The following is a 13,110-nucleotide window of genomic DNA, read 5'->3' as shown; positions in this document are numbered from 1 at the left end:
TCGACCGCGCGGCGCATGGCGAAATGTTGCGCCGCGTCGGCGTGCACCGGCTTGCATTCAGCTTCGCCGAGATTAGCATCGCCGCCGAACCGGGAACCGTTGCTGCCGGGTAGCGGTTGCGGATCCATCACGAAGCGCCCGAGGGAGAGCCCATATGTGCACCGAAAACACCGAAGCCGATCTCGACCGCGCCGGGATGCCCGTCGCGCGGCGGAGCTTTGCGGTGCTCGCGGGCGCCGGTGCATTGATCGCGGCGCTGCCGGCGCGTGCAATCGCGGGCAAGCCGGTGAGGGGCCGCGACGTGACGATCAAGACGGACGACGGCATTTGCGACGCCTATTTCGTCGCACCGGCCGAGGGCAAGCATCCGGGCGTGCTGGTCTGGCCCGACATTCGTGGCCTTCGTCCGGCCTTTCGCCAGATGGCCGACCGGCTGGCGGGCGAGGGCTATGCGGTGCTGACGGTGAATCCCTTTTACCGCTGGCAGAAATCGCCCGTGGTCGACGCCGCGAACGACTGGGGCGACCCGGCGGTGCGCGAGAAACTGTTCGGCTACCTGAAACAGCTCACCAGGCCGATCGTCGAAACCGATGCCAAGGCGCATCTCGCTTTCCTCGACACGCAGAAGGAGGTCGATACCAGGCGCAGGCTCGGCACGACCGGCTATTGTATGGGCGGGCCGATGGTCATCTATACCGCCGCGCTCGGCCCGAACCGTGTCGGCGCGGCGGCGAGTTTCCACGGCGGCGGGGTCGGAACCGACAAGCCCGACAGCCCGCACCTGCTGATCGACGACAGTAATGCGGGCTACCTGTTCGCGATCGCCGACAATGACGATCAGGAAAATCCCGAAGAGAAGAACCGGCTGAACGCGGTGCTGGCCCCGTCGCCGCACTGGCACGAGGTCGAAGTGTACAAGGGCGCGATGCACGGCTGGTGCCCGCCCGATGGCCGCGCGTATGACGAAGCGGCCGCCGAAAAGGCGTGGGGGCGGATGCTCGAGCTGTTCAAGGCCGAACTCGCCTGAGGCGCAGCGCTTCGATCACCGCCGCGCCGCGCGGCGAGATACGGTAGCCGACCTCGAGGCTTTCGGTGAGGCCGAGTTCCTTGAGCTTGCGGATGTTCGGTTTGAGGACCGTTGTCCCGATATCGAGCGCGGCGGCGATTTCGCGCGCCGCGAGACCTTCATGGTCCGCGATATGGCGCAGCACGGCGGTCGTCCACCGGCGACCTGCGCTGGCGTCCAGCCTTGCCAGCCGCGCGCCGATCGCATCGGTTTCGGCGGCCGTGAGATCGCCTCGGTCGCGTAGCGCGATGCGGGGGTCGGCCCCGGCAAAACGAAAGGCGATGCGATAGAGGTCCCCTTCGCTGCGCTGTGCGAGTTCGGCAAGCAGCTCGTCGCGTCCCCCGAAGCCCGCGGTCTTTGCGTCGCGCTCGCTGATATCGCTTTCTTCGCATCGCGCGACGCTATCGATCGCCAGCTCGCCGACGGCGGTGCGCAGCCGTCCGCCGGGCTTTACCGTCGGCTTCTTCCAGCGGCGAAAAGCGAGCGTCACGTCGCCCGCCTTGATCCGGTCGAGAAGCGCGGTGCGGAACAGCATTGGCCGGATCCCGCCGCGCGTCGATCAGTGCGCGTGGGCGCCGCCGCTCGCGGCGTAGCTCGCATAGACGCGCTGGCCGCCGGGGCCGAAAGTCATGACCTTATAGGCTTCGCGGTGGTCGCCATGCTCCATGCCGGGCGAGCCCATCGGCATTCCCGCGACGGCAAGACCCTTCACACCCTTTGGCTTTTCGCGGAGCAGCCGTGCGATCTCCTTTGCGGGGACATGCCCCTCGACCACATAGCCGCCGACGAGCACGGTGTGGCAGCTGCGCAACGCCTCCGGCACGCCCTGCTTGTCCTTGACCGCGTTCATGTCGGGCGAATTGACCACGACTGCTTTCTGCCCGAACGACGCCTTCACCTGCTCCAACCATTTGAGGCAACAGCCGCAGCCGGCATCGCGGAACATCACCGGGTTCGCGGCGTGCGCGGTACCGACGACGGCGGTGAAGGCAGCGAGGGCGAAAAACGCGCGGCGGGCAGAAGTCATCGCAAATCCTTTTGGTGGAAACGCTGGCGAGCCTATAGGTCGAGCCCATGAAAGTCCATTTCATCCGGTCGGGCGATCGCCGCTACTCGATGCGGATCGAGCGCGTCGGGCTGCCGGTGCTGGTGATGGACCCGGCGCCGGGCTTCGATTCCGACCTGCCGCACGACATGGTGCATTTCGTCGTCGAGGCGGCGCTGGGGCTCAAGACGGGTGTGTTCGGCCAGATCGCGGCCGGCGGCGATGCAGGTTCCTTTCATGTCGAGGCGGGCGGTGCGTTGTCGGCAAAGGAACGGCAACGCGCGGCACGCAAACAGGTCGCGAAGGGCGCGAAGTTGATCAAAAGCCAAGGCCGGGAGGGCGAGCTGTCCGAAATCGCTGCCTTCCTGTTCGACATCGGCTGGCGGAGCAGCACGCGCCCCGACAGCGCGGCACAGCGCGCGGCGCTCGGTGAGGCGGAGCGGACGCGGGCGGGGCTCAGCGTCGATGAACGCGCGCGTATCGACGCAGCGCGGCCGCGGGTGTTCGCGGATTTCGACCGGCTGTCGGCGGCATGGCGCGCGCTGCCGGTTGGTGGCGCGCTGATCCTCGAATGGCCGTCGGCTCAGCCCATCGGGTAGAGGATGTCCTTGCTGACCTGGTGCAGCGCTTTCATCACATCGTCGGTCAGCACCAGTTCCATCGCATCGAGGATCGGCTGGACCTGATCGTCGGCGCTGACCCCGACGATCGTCGAGGCGACGAAGTCATGCTGCTTTGACCAGGCGGTCGCCATCGTCACGGGGTGCAGCCCCGCTTCCCCGGCGATCTTCAGATAGCGGTCGGTCGCAGCGAGCGTCTTTTCGTTGACGAAGCGTCGCCCCATTGCCGCCTGCCGACCTTCCATCTTCAGGTAGCGCGAGAAGCGCGCGCCCTCGGGGGTCGCGCCGCCCTGATATTTGCCTGACAACACGCCGCCGGCAAGCGGCGAATAGGGGATCAGGCTGACGCCCTCCTGCCGGCACACCTGCGCCAGTTCGTCCTCGAAGCGGCGATTGTTGAGGCTGAAATTATTCTGGATCGTGTGATAGCGCGCGCCGCCCAGCCGGTCCGATGCGGCGAGCGATTTCATCAGCCCCCAGCTCGTTTCGTTCGAGCAGCCGAGGATCCGCACCTTGCCGGAGCGGACGAGTTCGTCGAGCGCGTCCATCATTTCGTCATAAGGCGCGTCATGGTCGGGCCAGTGCGTCTGGTAGAGGTCGATATAATCGGTCTGCAGCCGTGTCAGGCTGTCGTCGACGGCCTGCATGATATTCTTGCGGTCGAGTGCGGTCATTCCGCCCCGGCACGGCGACTTGAACCAGACATGGCTCGGCCCCGACACTTTGGTCGCCATGATGATCGCGTCGCGCGGCTTGGTCTTCATCCAGCGCCCGACGATTTCCTCGGTGCGGCCGACCCATTTCACGTCGGGCGGGACCGGATAGCCCTCGGCGGTGTCGTAGAAATTGATCCCCGCATCGAAGCAGCGGTCGAGGATGCGGAACGCCTCGGCCTCGTCGGTCTGGCTGCCGAAGGTCATCGTTCCCATGCAGATATCGGATACATGGATGGCGCTTTTACCGAGGCGGCGGCTTTGCATGGCTCTGTTCTCCGGTCAGAAGAGGGGAGCGCCGTCCATAGGTTGCGGGATGCAACCTTGCAATCGGATCAGATGAGGAGCGCGAGCGAGCCGACGAGCAGCGCCGCCATCGTCCAGTTGAATGCCCGAAGCCGCGCCGGGCTCGACAGCCAGCCACGCATCACCTGGCCCATCACCGCCCACAGGCTGGTCGAGGGCAGGTTGATGATCCCGAACACGACCGCGACGAGCAGCACCGCGCCAAGATTGCGGTCGGGGGCATAGAGTGCGATCGCGGTCAGCGCCATCGACCATGCCTTGGGATTGACCCACTGGAACAGCACCGCCTGAAGGAAGGTCATCGGCTTGCCGCGCGCGCCGGTTTCGGTGTCGGGCGCGGCGGCGTTTGCGATCTTCCACGCGAGCCACAGAAGATAGACGACGCTCACGATCTTGAGCACGGTATTCAGCACCGGAAACAGGTCGAACAATCCCATCAGCCCGACCCCGACGAGGACGATCATCAGCGTGAAGCCAATGCCGACGCCGAGCGCATGCGGCACGGTACGGCGCAGGCCGAAATTGGCGCCCGATGCCATCAGCATCATATTGTTCGGCCCCGGCGTGATCGACGAGACGAGGGCGAAGGCGGAGAGCGCGAGGAGGGTGGCTTGTTCCATATCGCGCAATATAATGCGTTTCGATGTACGACGATTGCAAAGATGGGCCGCTATCGGATAGATTATGCAATCTATGATCAAGATCGACGCCATTGGCCGAAAGATATTGCGTGAATTGTCGAGCGACGGCCGAATCTCGAATCTCGAACTGGCAGAGCGCGTCGGCTTGTCGCCATCTGCCTGTCTGCGCCGCGTGCAGGAACTCGAACGGAGCGGGGTGATCAAGGGCTATCGTGCGATGATCGATCCGGCGAAGCTCGGGTTGACGTTCGTCGCCTATGTCACGATCGGTCTGTCGTCGCACACGAAAAAGTCGCAGAATGATTTCGAGGCGGCGATGGCGCTCGCGCCCGAGGTACGCGAATGCCATAATATCACGGGCACGATCGAATATCTGCTGCGCGTGGAGACCGAAGACCTCGCGTCCTACAAGCATTTTCACACCGAAGTGCTGGGCGTGCTGCCGCAGGTGCATTCGATCACCACCTATGTGCTGATGGACTCGCCAAAGGACGAGCGCGCATAGTTTTTCTTCGCACCGCCCGCGAACCGCTGCGCTTGAACCGCGGCAGCCCGCACCGCATATCGGTTTCATGACGAAACTCTCTTTCCTCGACCTCGTGCCCGTGACCGACACCGGCACGATCGCAGAGGCGCTCGCCAACGCCGCCGATCTCGCCCGCCACGCCGAGGCGCTGGGCTATGCGCGCTATTGGGTCGCCGAACATCACGGCATGGCGGGGATCGCGAGCGCCGCGACATCGGTGGTGCTCGCGCATATCGGACAGGCGACCTCGACGATCCGCATCGGTGCAGGCGGCATCATGTTGCCAAACCATGCGCCGATGGTGATCGCCGAACAATTCGGTACGTTGGAGGCTCTGTTCCCCGGTCGCGTCGACCTGGGGCTCGGCCGCGCGCCCGGTTCGGACGGCGTTGTTGCGCGCGCGCTCCGCCGCAACCTTGCGAGCGACGAGCGCCAGTTCCCGCAGGACGTCGTTGAACTGCAGGCCTTCCTTGCCGGCGACGACCGCATCGGCATTCGCGCAGTGCCGGGCGAGGGGACCAATGTCCCGCTCTGGATACTTGGTTCCAGCCTGTTCGGGGCGCAACTCGCCGCGATGCTGGGGCTGCCCTATGCCTTCGCCAGCCATTTTGCGCCCGACGCGCTCGACGAGGCGCTCGATATCTATCGCCGCCAGTTCAAGCCGTCGGCGCAGCTTGCCGAGCCCTATGCCGCTGCGGCGTTCAATGCCTTTGCCGCCGATACGCGCGAGGAAGCGGAACTGCTTGCCTCCTCGCAGCAACAGGCCTTCGTGGCGTTGCGCACCGGCAATCCGGGCAAGATGAAGCCGCCGCTTGCGGGCTACAAGGACAGCTTGCCGCCCAATGCCCGCGCGATCCTCGATCATGTGCTGCAATGCTCGGCGGTCGGCACCGCCGACGACATCGCTGCGGGGCTCAAGGCTTTCGTCCAGCGCACCGGCGTCGACGAGGTGATCGTCGCGTCGTCGATGTACGACCATGACGCGCGCAAACGCTCGCTGGCGCTGACGATCGAAGCCGCGGCGGCCGCAGGCTATTTTGCCGCGGAGTCCTGATCGCTCTGGCGACTGTCACCGGCATCGCGCTTGATGAAACTGACCTTGCCTTGCGGCTCCAGTATCGCCCGGGCGACCTGCTCGATATGGGCGATGCCGGCGAGGCGCATTTCGGATTCGATCTCGGCCCGGGTCAGGCGGTCGCGACGCAGATTCTCCTCGCAAAGCCGGCCGTCGCGGATGACGATCTGGGGCCGTCCCTCGAGCGGGTTCTTAAGCTGCGGAAACAGGTAGCTGAGCCAGCTGAGTACGACGCCCCAGAAGGCAAAGGTGCATATCGCCAGCGTCGCCCCGGTCACGCTGAAGTCGTTATGCGTCACGCCTTGCTGGATGAGGTCGCCCATCACGACGAGCACGACCAGCTCAAAGGGCGTCAGCTGGCCAAGCTCGCGTTTGCCGAGCAGCCGGAGCAGGGCGAAAAGCACGACGAACATTGCGGTGGCGCGCAGTACGATATCCATCAGGGAAAGACCCGGATCGACAGCGGCAGCTTCCCGAGGCGCCGGTCGCCGTCGTAGAGCAGGACGGAACCCGACGTTCCGGCGAACAGCGGCGGGTTGATCTGTCCGTCGATCTTGACGTGCAAAGTGTCGCCGCGTTTCACCGGCCCGTAGGACCAGCGCAGCAATCCTTTTTCGAACGTCTCTTCGGCGGGCGACGGCAATGTGGTGTTGATCGTCATGTCGCGCCACAGGCCGGGCGTGAAAGCGACGACCGCGTCCTCGATGTCGGCATCGGCGCGGACGTCGATCCGCGTTTCGAAAAATTCGCCGTTGCGCAGCGTCGTCGGCGTATCGATCGTCAATGTCGCTGCGCCGAAATCCCTTTTCATGGGGGTCGACGGGCGGCCGCCGGCGACGTCGAACAAGGCGAGGATCAGAAGCGAGCCGAGGATGATGATCGACAACGGGCTGGCGTGGCGGGCGAACAACCGGCCGCCGTGGAGATTATCCTCGCCGAGGCCGTCCGGAAATCTGCCGGTGTCTTGCATCGATCTCTCTCTCCCGGTCATCCCCGGCAAACGAAACCGGGCCGAATAGGTTGCCTCGCGAGCCTTGTCCGTGCGGCTTGGCGAAGGGTGACGCTGCCATTGATTTGTCCAGTTGCGCGCCCTATTGCGCGCCTCTCTCGTTTCTACAGTCTTTAGGAAAGGTGCCTGCCATGACGATCACGCCGCTGATGCCCGTTTACCCCCGGTGCGCAGTGCGTCCGGTCCGCGGCGAAGGCGCGTATCTGATCGGCGAGCGCGGCGAGCGTTATCTGGACTTTGCAAGCGGCATCGCGGTGAACCTGCTCGGTCATGGCCATCCGCACCTGACCAAGGCGATTCAGGATCAGGCCGCGACGCTGATGCATGTGTCGAACCTTTATGGCAGCCCGCAGGGTGAGGCCTATGCCGCGCGCCTCGTCGAGAACACCTTCGCGGACACGGTCTTCCTGACCAATTCGGGCGCCGAGGCGGTCGAATGTTCGATCAAGACTGCACGCGCCTATCATTCGAGCGCGGGCAACGCCGAAAAGCACACGCTGATCACCTTCAACAATGCTTTCCACGGCCGCACGCTCGGCACGATCTCGGCGACCAATCAGGAGAAGCTGCGCAAGGGCTTCGACCCGCTGCTGCCCGGCTTCGCCTATGCGCCGTTCGACGATATCAATGCGGCGCTCGACCTCGTCGACGACAATACCGCGGGCTTCCTCGTCGAGCCGATCCAGGGCGAGGGCGGTATCCGCCCGGCGTCGCAGCCTTTCCTGCAGGCGCTGCGCGATATCTGCGACAAGCGCGACCTGATGCTCGTGTTCGACGAGGTCCAGTGCGGCGTCGCGCGCACCGGCCATCTCTATGCCTATGAGCATTATGGCGTGACGCCGGACATCATGGCGAGCGCCAAGGGCATCGGCGGCGGCTTCCCGATGGGCGCATGCCTCGCCACCGAGAAGGCGGCGCGCGGCATGGTCATCGGCACGCATGGTTCGACCTATGGCGGCAACCCGCTCGCGTGCGCGGCGGGGCAGGCGGTGCTCGACGTCGTGCTCGAAGATGGCTTCCTCGACCAGGTCAAGGCGACCGGCGAGCGTCTTCGCGGTGCGCTCGAGCAGCTCATCCCCAACCACGACCAGCTGTTCGACAGCGTGCGCGGTGTCGGGCTGATGCTCGGGCTCAAGCTTCATTCGGACAGCCGCGCCTTCGTCGCGCACCTGCGCGACAACCACGGGCTGCTGACCGTTGCCGCGGGCGAGAATGTCGTTCGCGTGCTGCCGCCGCTCAACATCGACGACAACCATATCGCCGAATTCATCGAAAAACTGTCGGCAGGCGCGGCGAGCTACACGCCGCCCGAGTCCTGATGTTTTCCGTTCCTGTTGAACGGAGGGCATGATGCGGCACTTCCTCAACCTGTCCGACGCGGGCGGGGACGCGGTTGCCGCGATGCTCGCCGACGCGATCGACCGCAAGACGGCGCGTGCGGGCTGGCCGAAGGGGAAGGTCGATGCGGACGCCCCGCTCGCGGGGCATGTGCTCGCGATGGTGTTCGAGAAGAATTCGACGCGTACCCGTGCCTCGTTCGACATCGCGATCCGCCAGCTCGGCGGCTCGGCGATGATCATGGATGCGGGCGTCACCCAGCTCGGGCGCGGCGAGACGATCGCCGACACCGCGCGCGTGCTGTCGCGCTACGCCGACGCGATCATGATCCGCACCGACGACCATGCCAAGGTCGAGGAGTTGGCGGAATATGCCAGCGTCCCGGTGATCAACGGGCTGACCGACCTGTCGCATCCGTGCCAGATCGTCGCCGACCTGCTGACGATCGTCGAAAGCGGCAAGGCGCTACCCGGGCTCGAACTCGCGTGGCTCGGCGACGGCAACAATGTCCTCTCCTCGCTGATCGAGGCGGCGGGGCTGTTCGGCTTCCACGTCCGCGCAGGCGTTCCGCAGGGCTATGATCCCGATGCGAGCTTCGTCGAAGCCGCGCGTGCAAAGGGCGTTCGCGTCGACGTCATGCGCGACGCGCGCGAGGCCGTGGCGGGCGCCGATCTGGTCGTCACCGATACATGGGTGTCGATGGGACAGGATCATGCGCACAACAAGATCGCGGCGATGGTACCCTATCAGGTCGACGAGCGATTGATGGCAGGCGCCAAGAGCGACGCGATCTTTCTCCATTGCCTGCCCGCGCATCGCGGCGACGAGGTTGTCGACGCGGTGATCGACGGTCCGCAGTCGCGCGTCTGGGACGAGGCCGAAAACCGCGTCCACGCGCAGAAATCGATCCTGCTCTGGGCGCTCGGAAAATTGTGAGTTCGAGACTGTGAGCGATATCATCGAAACCTGGTTCGATCAGCCGCTGCTGTTCACCATCGCCGAACGCCATGTGCGCGGGCGCCTGGTCCGGCTTGGGCCGACGCTGAAGACGATCATGGCCGCGCATAGCTATCCGCCGGTCGCCGAAAAGCTGCTCGCCGAGGCGCTCGTGCTGACGGTCCTGCTCGGTTCGACGCTGAAGGACGAGAATGGGCAGATGACGCTGCAGGCGCAGACCGGCGGCGGGCCGATCGAACTGCTCGTCTGCGACTATCGCGGCGGCGAGTTGCGCGGTTACCTGAAATTCGATGCCGAACGGCTGGCCGAGGTCGGCTCCGACCCGACGCTGTTCGCGCTGTTCGGCGAAGGCTTTCTCGCGATTACCTTCGACCAGGCGACGACGGCCGAGCGCTATCAGGGGATTGTTCCGCTCGAGGGCGCATCGATCGGCGAGGCGGCCGAGCATTATTTCGAGCAGTCGGAACAGATTTCGAGCCTGATCAAGATCGCTGCGCGCCACGATGCCGAGGCAGGGTGCCTCGCCGGCGGGTTGCTCCTTCAGCACCTTCCCGAAGGCGAGGTCGGCCGCGACCGGCTGCACGTCCGGCACGACAATCCCGAATGGGAACATGCGCGCGCGATCGCCACGACGCTCAAGGACGAGGAACTCACCGATCCCGCGACGTCGCTCGAAACGCTCGCGTGGCGGCTCTTTCACGAGGACGAAGTGCGGGTCGAACCGGGGATCGCGGTGTCGCGCGGCTGCCGGTGCAGCACCGGCTATTTCGCCGGGGTACTCGGGCAATTTCCCGAGGCCGAGCGCGCGGAGATGGCCGACGATGCGGGCCATATCGTCGTCGACTGCGCCTTTTGCTCGCGTGTCTTTCCGATCCCGCTCGACGAGATTTCGGGGCATCGCTGACGCCTTGCGGGCGATGAAGCGAGGCAATCCGGCGCCGGTTGGTTGAAATTCCACCTCCGGCTTGCTACTTGCAGGACAACGGGGTCGCAATTCAGCTCGCATGCGGGCAGCCAATGGATAGGTGGAAATGGCGATCTTCTCTCCCTTCTTGCGATGGTCCCTGGCGGCGTGTGCGCTGGCGGGCGCAACCGCGGTGCCCGCACAGGCTCCGTCGCTGGCGATGCTCGACCGGCTCGAAAAGGGAAGCTGGCAGCTTCGCGAACGCGGCAAGGATGCGGTGCTGCAGACGATTTGCGTCGGCGATGCGCGGCGGATGATCCAGATCCATCACCCGCGCGCGACCTGCTCGCGCTACATCATCGAAGACACGCCGGGCTCGGTGACGGTCCATTATACCTGTCCCGGAGCGGGCCACGGCCGCACGAGCATCCGTAGCGAGACCAACCGGCTCGTCCAGATCGAGACGCAGGGTATTGCCGACGGCAAACCCTTCTCGCAAGCGATCGAGGCGCGGCGGGCCGGCGCCTGCTGAGCAACTGCGCGGCGCTAACGCAATATTAACCATGCAGGTCTAAAAAGGGGCATGACATACCGTTGTGTGTAATCTCCCTAATGGCTTTCATGCCGAACTGGGCCGTGCGGCGACTGCCTCGCGGCCCGTTTCTTTTGGTACGGCGGAGCCCTTGCACCCCCTGCGGCTCGGGCCTATCTGGCGCCGATGCAGCAAGTTTCCGGAAAAACCCTGATCGTCCTCCTGTCGGGCGGACTCGACTCGATGGTGTGCGCGGGGCTCGCGCGCGAAGCGGGCGCGCGAATCGTCGCGCTGACGATCGACTATAACCAACGCCACCGCGTCGAGCTGGAATCGGCAGCGCGGATCGCCGGTTATGTCGGTGCCGCCGAGCATATCGTGCTGCCGCTCGACCTTCGCCGCTTCGGCGGCTCGGCGCTCACCGCCGATATCGACGTGCCGAAGGACGGCGTGCCCGAGGTCGCGGGGGGCAGCGAGGTGCCCGTGACCTATGTTCCGGCGCGCAATCTCATCTTCCTGTCGCTAACACTCGGTCTCGCCGAGGCGCGGCAGGCGCAGGACATCGTGATCGGGGTCAACGCGCTCGACTATTCGGGCTATCCCGACTGCCGCCCCGAGTTTATCGCCGGGTTCGAGGATCTGGCGCGGCTTGCGACGCGCGACGGCGACAAGGGCGTCGAGTTCCGCATTCACGCGCCGCTTCAGCACATGACCAAGGCCGATATCGCTGCCGAGGCGGCGCGGCTGGGGATGGACGCGGGGATGAGCTGGTCGTGCTACGACCCGACGCCCGAAGGGCTGCATTGCGGGTCGTGCGACAGTTGCCGCCTGCGCAGCAAGGGCTTCGCCGATGCCGGGCTCGTCGACCCGACGCGCTACGCCTGAACCCGTGCCATACGCGGTCAAAGAGATTTTCCTCACGCTACAGGGTGAGGGTGCGCAGGCGGGGCGGCGCGCGGTGTTCTGCCGTTTTGCCGGCTGCAATTTGTGGACGGGGCGCGAGAAGGATCGCGCCAAGGCGATCTGCCGGTTCTGCGACACCGATTTTGTCGGCACAGATGGAACGCTGGGCGGCAAATATCGAAACGCGGCGGCGCTCGCCGAGGTCATCGCCGAGAGCTGGGGGCAGGGGAGCGAGGATCGCTATGTCGTATTGACCGGCGGCGAGCCGATGCTGCAAGTCGATGATGCGCTGATCGACGCGCTGCACGAGCGCGGCTTTACGATCGCGATCGAAAGCAATGGTACCTTTGCGATCCCGCGCAGCATCGACTGGATCTGCGTCAGCCCGAAAGCGGGAAACGAGCTGATCCAGACCAGCGGCGACGAGCTGAAGCTCGTCTGGCCGCAGGCCGGGAGCGACGTCGAGCGGCTCGCGGCGCTCGATTTCACGCATCTTCTGCTCCAGCCGCTCGACGATCCGAACGCAGCCGACAATGTGCGGGCATGTATCGATCTGGTGATGGCGGATCCGCGCTGGCGCCTGTCGCTGCAAACGCACAAGAGCCTCGGGCTGCGCTGACGCGCTGACTATTCGCCCTTTTTGTCGGCGGTGTCGGCGGTGATCGATTTTCGCGCTTCGGGAGCCGGAACGGCGTCGGGATTCTCCGCGGCGCCGTCCGTTTCCGCTGTATCCTCTTCGCTGCTTTCCTCGTTTGCCCTCGACGCCTCTTTCCGGGTGCCGTCGTCGGGAATACTGTTATCGACCGCGGTGCCGTCGACGCTCGCATCGTCGAGAATGATCATCGAATCGCTGATCGTGCCAGGCTGCACCTCGACCGCATCGAGCTTGGTGGTCGATTTGCCGGCGGTATCGCCGCCGCCGCAGGCGGCGAGCGACAGGATAAGAAGCGATGCGAGAAGCGTGCGGGTCATGCGCCGTTCCTAATCGCTCGGCCGAAGCTTGTCGAGAAAGGCGGAAAGGGTTTGCGCAAGCGCGGCATCGACCTCGGCGAACGAGGCGGTGCGGCCGAGCGCGGCGAGGCTGGTGACCGGGAATTCGGCGATCCCGCATGGCACGATGCCGCCGAAATGGGCGAGATCGGGTGCGATATTGAGCGAAAAGCCATGGAGCGTCACCCAGCGTTTCACACGCACGCCGATCGCGCCGATCTTTGCCTCGCGACCGTCAGGCGCGTCTGTCCAGATGCCGATGCGTCCCTCGGCCCTGCGCGCCGCGACCCCGAGGAGCGCGAGGGCGTCGATCACCCAGCCTTCGAGTGCCGAGACATAGGCGCGCACGTCGCGCCCGCGCTTCGTCAGATCGAGCTGGACATAGCCCACCCGCTGGCCGGGCCCGTGATAGGTATAGCGCCCGCCGCGCCCCGCATCGTAAACCGGAAACTGCGGGTTCAGCAACTCGGCGGGATCGGCGCTGG

General features: G+C 65.3%; 18 protein-coding genes. 10 read left to right on the top strand and 8 right to left on the bottom strand.

Annotated features, from left to right (window positions below; all coding sequences use genetic code 11):
* Positions 1–154: 154 nt before the first annotated feature.
* On the top strand, positions 155–1,027 hold the full coding sequence (locus tag VGD20_RS05385; RefSeq protein ID WP_331133464.1) for a dienelactone hydrolase family protein: 873 nt from the start codon (positions 155–157) through the stop codon (positions 1,025–1,027).
* Here VGD20_RS05385 and VGD20_RS05380 read toward each other — a convergent pair.
* Together VGD20_RS05380 and VGD20_RS05375 are read right to left on the bottom strand one after the other, a co-directional pair.
* Positions 1,008–1,601, bottom strand: coding sequence for a hypothetical protein (locus VGD20_RS05380; protein ID WP_331133463.1), 594 nt, complete (start codon positions 1,599–1,601; stop codon positions 1,008–1,010). The two genes, VGD20_RS05385 and VGD20_RS05380, sit on opposite strands and share 20 nt — an antisense overlap.
* 24 nt (positions 1,602–1,625) lie before the next feature.
* The gene (locus tag VGD20_RS05375; RefSeq protein ID WP_331133462.1) at positions 1,626–2,093 is read right to left on the bottom strand and encodes a DUF411 domain-containing protein; all 468 of its coding nucleotides are present in this window, start codon (positions 2,091–2,093) and stop codon (positions 1,626–1,628) included.
* Between the two features lie 47 nt (positions 2,094–2,140).
* On the opposite strand from VGD20_RS05375, the gene VGD20_RS05370 reads away from it, so the two are divergent.
* On the top strand, positions 2,141–2,710 hold the full coding sequence (locus VGD20_RS05370; protein ID WP_331133461.1) for a hypothetical protein: 570 nt from the start codon (positions 2,141–2,143) through the stop codon (positions 2,708–2,710).
* On the opposite strand, the gene VGD20_RS05365 is transcribed toward VGD20_RS05370, so the two are convergent.
* Positions 2,695–3,660, bottom strand: coding sequence for an aldo/keto reductase (locus VGD20_RS05365; RefSeq protein WP_331133460.1), 966 nt, complete (start codon positions 3,658–3,660; stop codon positions 2,695–2,697). The two genes, VGD20_RS05370 and VGD20_RS05365, sit on opposite strands and share 16 nt — an antisense overlap.
* 119 nt (positions 3,661–3,779) lie before the next feature.
* The gene (locus VGD20_RS05360; protein ID WP_331133459.1) at positions 3,780–4,370 is read right to left on the bottom strand and encodes a LysE family translocator; all 591 of its coding nucleotides are present in this window, start codon (positions 4,368–4,370) and stop codon (positions 3,780–3,782) included.
* A 73-nt stretch (positions 4,371–4,443) separates the two neighbouring features.
* On the opposite strand from VGD20_RS05360, the gene VGD20_RS05355 reads away from it, so the two are divergent.
* Positions 4,444–4,896 carry an Lrp/AsnC family transcriptional regulator gene (locus tag VGD20_RS05355; protein ID WP_331133458.1) on the top strand — a complete coding sequence of 151 codons (453 nt, stop codon included), beginning with the start codon at positions 4,444–4,446 and terminating at the stop codon, positions 4,894–4,896.
* Between the two features lie 67 nt (positions 4,897–4,963).
* Complete coding sequence (locus VGD20_RS05350; RefSeq protein ID WP_331133457.1) at positions 4,964–5,971, top strand: LLM class flavin-dependent oxidoreductase; 1,008 nt, start codon at positions 4,964–4,966, stop codon at positions 5,969–5,971.
* On the opposite strand, the gene VGD20_RS05345 is transcribed toward VGD20_RS05350, so the two are convergent.
* On the bottom strand, positions 5,950–6,432 hold the full coding sequence (locus VGD20_RS05345; RefSeq protein WP_331133456.1) for a DUF421 domain-containing protein: 483 nt from the start codon (positions 6,430–6,432) through the stop codon (positions 5,950–5,952). The two genes, VGD20_RS05350 and VGD20_RS05345, sit on opposite strands and share 22 nt — an antisense overlap.
* A complete protein-coding gene (locus VGD20_RS05340; RefSeq protein ID WP_331133455.1) occupies positions 6,432–6,962 on the bottom strand; it encodes a hypothetical protein in 531 nt (176 codons plus the stop codon). Before VGD20_RS05340 ends, VGD20_RS05345 begins: the two co-directional genes overlap by 1 nt.
* 170 nt (positions 6,963–7,132) lie before the next feature.
* Here VGD20_RS05340 and VGD20_RS05335 point away from each other — a divergent pair, with 170 nt between their 5' ends.
* From VGD20_RS05335 to queE, 6 genes are all read left to right on the top strand, one after another.
* Positions 7,133–8,320, top strand: coding sequence for an aspartate aminotransferase family protein (locus VGD20_RS05335; RefSeq protein WP_331133454.1), 1,188 nt, complete (start codon positions 7,133–7,135; stop codon positions 8,318–8,320).
* Positions 8,321–8,348: 28 nt separating this feature from the next.
* Positions 8,349–9,275, top strand: a complete 927-nt coding sequence (argF, locus tag VGD20_RS05330; protein ID WP_331133453.1) for an ornithine carbamoyltransferase — start codon at positions 8,349–8,351, stop codon at positions 9,273–9,275.
* A gap of 10 nt (positions 9,276–9,285) precedes the next feature.
* Entirely contained in the window at positions 9,286–10,200 is a 915-nt protein-coding gene (locus VGD20_RS05325) for an Hsp33 family molecular chaperone HslO (RefSeq protein WP_331133452.1), read from the top strand.
* A gap of 127 nt (positions 10,201–10,327) precedes the next feature.
* Complete coding sequence (locus VGD20_RS05320) at positions 10,328–10,732, top strand: hypothetical protein (protein ID WP_331133451.1); 405 nt, start codon at positions 10,328–10,330, stop codon at positions 10,730–10,732.
* A 186-nt stretch (positions 10,733–10,918) separates the two neighbouring features.
* Positions 10,919–11,617 carry a 7-cyano-7-deazaguanine synthase QueC gene (gene queC / locus VGD20_RS05315; RefSeq protein WP_331133450.1) on the top strand — a complete coding sequence of 233 codons (699 nt, stop codon included), beginning with the start codon at positions 10,919–10,921 and terminating at the stop codon, positions 11,615–11,617.
* 4 nt (positions 11,618–11,621) lie between these two features.
* Positions 11,622–12,254: a 7-carboxy-7-deazaguanine synthase gene (gene queE / locus VGD20_RS05310; RefSeq protein WP_331133449.1), complete on the top strand. Its 633-nt coding sequence runs from the start codon at positions 11,622–11,624 to the stop codon at positions 12,252–12,254.
* Between the two features lie 8 nt (positions 12,255–12,262).
* Here the strand turns inward: queE and VGD20_RS05305 are convergent, their stop codons facing one another.
* On the bottom strand, positions 12,263–12,607 hold the full coding sequence (locus VGD20_RS05305; RefSeq protein ID WP_331133448.1) for a hypothetical protein: 345 nt from the start codon (positions 12,605–12,607) through the stop codon (positions 12,263–12,265).
* Positions 12,608–12,616: 9 nt separating this feature from the next.
* A partial coding sequence (lipB, locus tag VGD20_RS05300; RefSeq protein ID WP_331133447.1) for a lipoyl(octanoyl) transferase LipB occupies positions 12,617–13,110 on the bottom strand: 494 nt, incomplete at its 5' end.

The organism is Sphingopyxis sp. (assembly GCF_036402335.1).
Lineage (GTDB): Bacteria > Pseudomonadota > Alphaproteobacteria > Sphingomonadales > Sphingomonadaceae > Sphingopyxis.
This window is presented reverse-complemented; position numbering and strand designations above follow the sequence as displayed.

Bases quoted from the DNA above. Each gene is read 5' to 3' on its own strand.
- queC (WP_331133450.1), top strand. From the start codon at position 10,919: ATGCAGCAAGTTTCCGGAAAAACCCTGATCGTCCTCCTGTCGGGCGGA.
- VGD20_RS05345 (WP_331133456.1), bottom strand. From the start codon at position 6,432: ATGGATATCGTACTGCGCGCCACCGCAATGTTCGTCGTGCTTTTCGCC.
- VGD20_RS05340 (WP_331133455.1), bottom strand. From the start codon at position 6,962: ATGCAAGACACCGGCAGATTTCCGGACGGCCTCGGCGAGGATAATCTC.
- VGD20_RS05355 (WP_331133458.1), top strand. From the start codon at position 4,444: ATGATCAAGATCGACGCCATTGGCCGAAAGATATTGCGTGAATTGTCG.
- VGD20_RS05365 (WP_331133460.1), bottom strand. From the start codon at position 3,660: ATGGGAACGATGACCTTCGGCAGCCAGACCGACGAGGCCGAGGCGTTC.
- VGD20_RS05305 (WP_331133448.1), bottom strand. From the start codon at position 12,607: ATGACCCGCACGCTTCTCGCATCGCTTCTTATCCTGTCGCTCGCCGCC.
- VGD20_RS05335 (WP_331133454.1), top strand. From the start codon at position 7,133: ATGACGATCACGCCGCTGATGCCCGTTTACCCCCGGTGCGCAGTGCGT.
- VGD20_RS05360 (WP_331133459.1), bottom strand. From the start codon at position 4,370: ATGGAACAAGCCACCCTCCTCGCGCTCTCCGCCTTCGCCCTCGTCTCG.
- argF (WP_331133453.1), top strand. From the start codon at position 8,349: ATGATGCGGCACTTCCTCAACCTGTCCGACGCGGGCGGGGACGCGGTT.
- VGD20_RS05370 (WP_331133461.1), top strand. From the start codon at position 2,141: ATGAAAGTCCATTTCATCCGGTCGGGCGATCGCCGCTACTCGATGCGG.
- VGD20_RS05385 (WP_331133464.1), top strand. From the start codon at position 155: ATGTGCACCGAAAACACCGAAGCCGATCTCGACCGCGCCGGGATGCCC.
- VGD20_RS05380 (WP_331133463.1), bottom strand. From the start codon at position 1,601: ATGCTGTTCCGCACCGCGCTTCTCGACCGGATCAAGGCGGGCGACGTG.
- VGD20_RS05375 (WP_331133462.1), bottom strand. From the start codon at position 2,093: ATGACTTCTGCCCGCCGCGCGTTTTTCGCCCTCGCTGCCTTCACCGCC.
- VGD20_RS05350 (WP_331133457.1), top strand. From the start codon at position 4,964: ATGACGAAACTCTCTTTCCTCGACCTCGTGCCCGTGACCGACACCGGC.
- VGD20_RS05320 (WP_331133451.1), top strand. From the start codon at position 10,328: ATGGCGATCTTCTCTCCCTTCTTGCGATGGTCCCTGGCGGCGTGTGCG.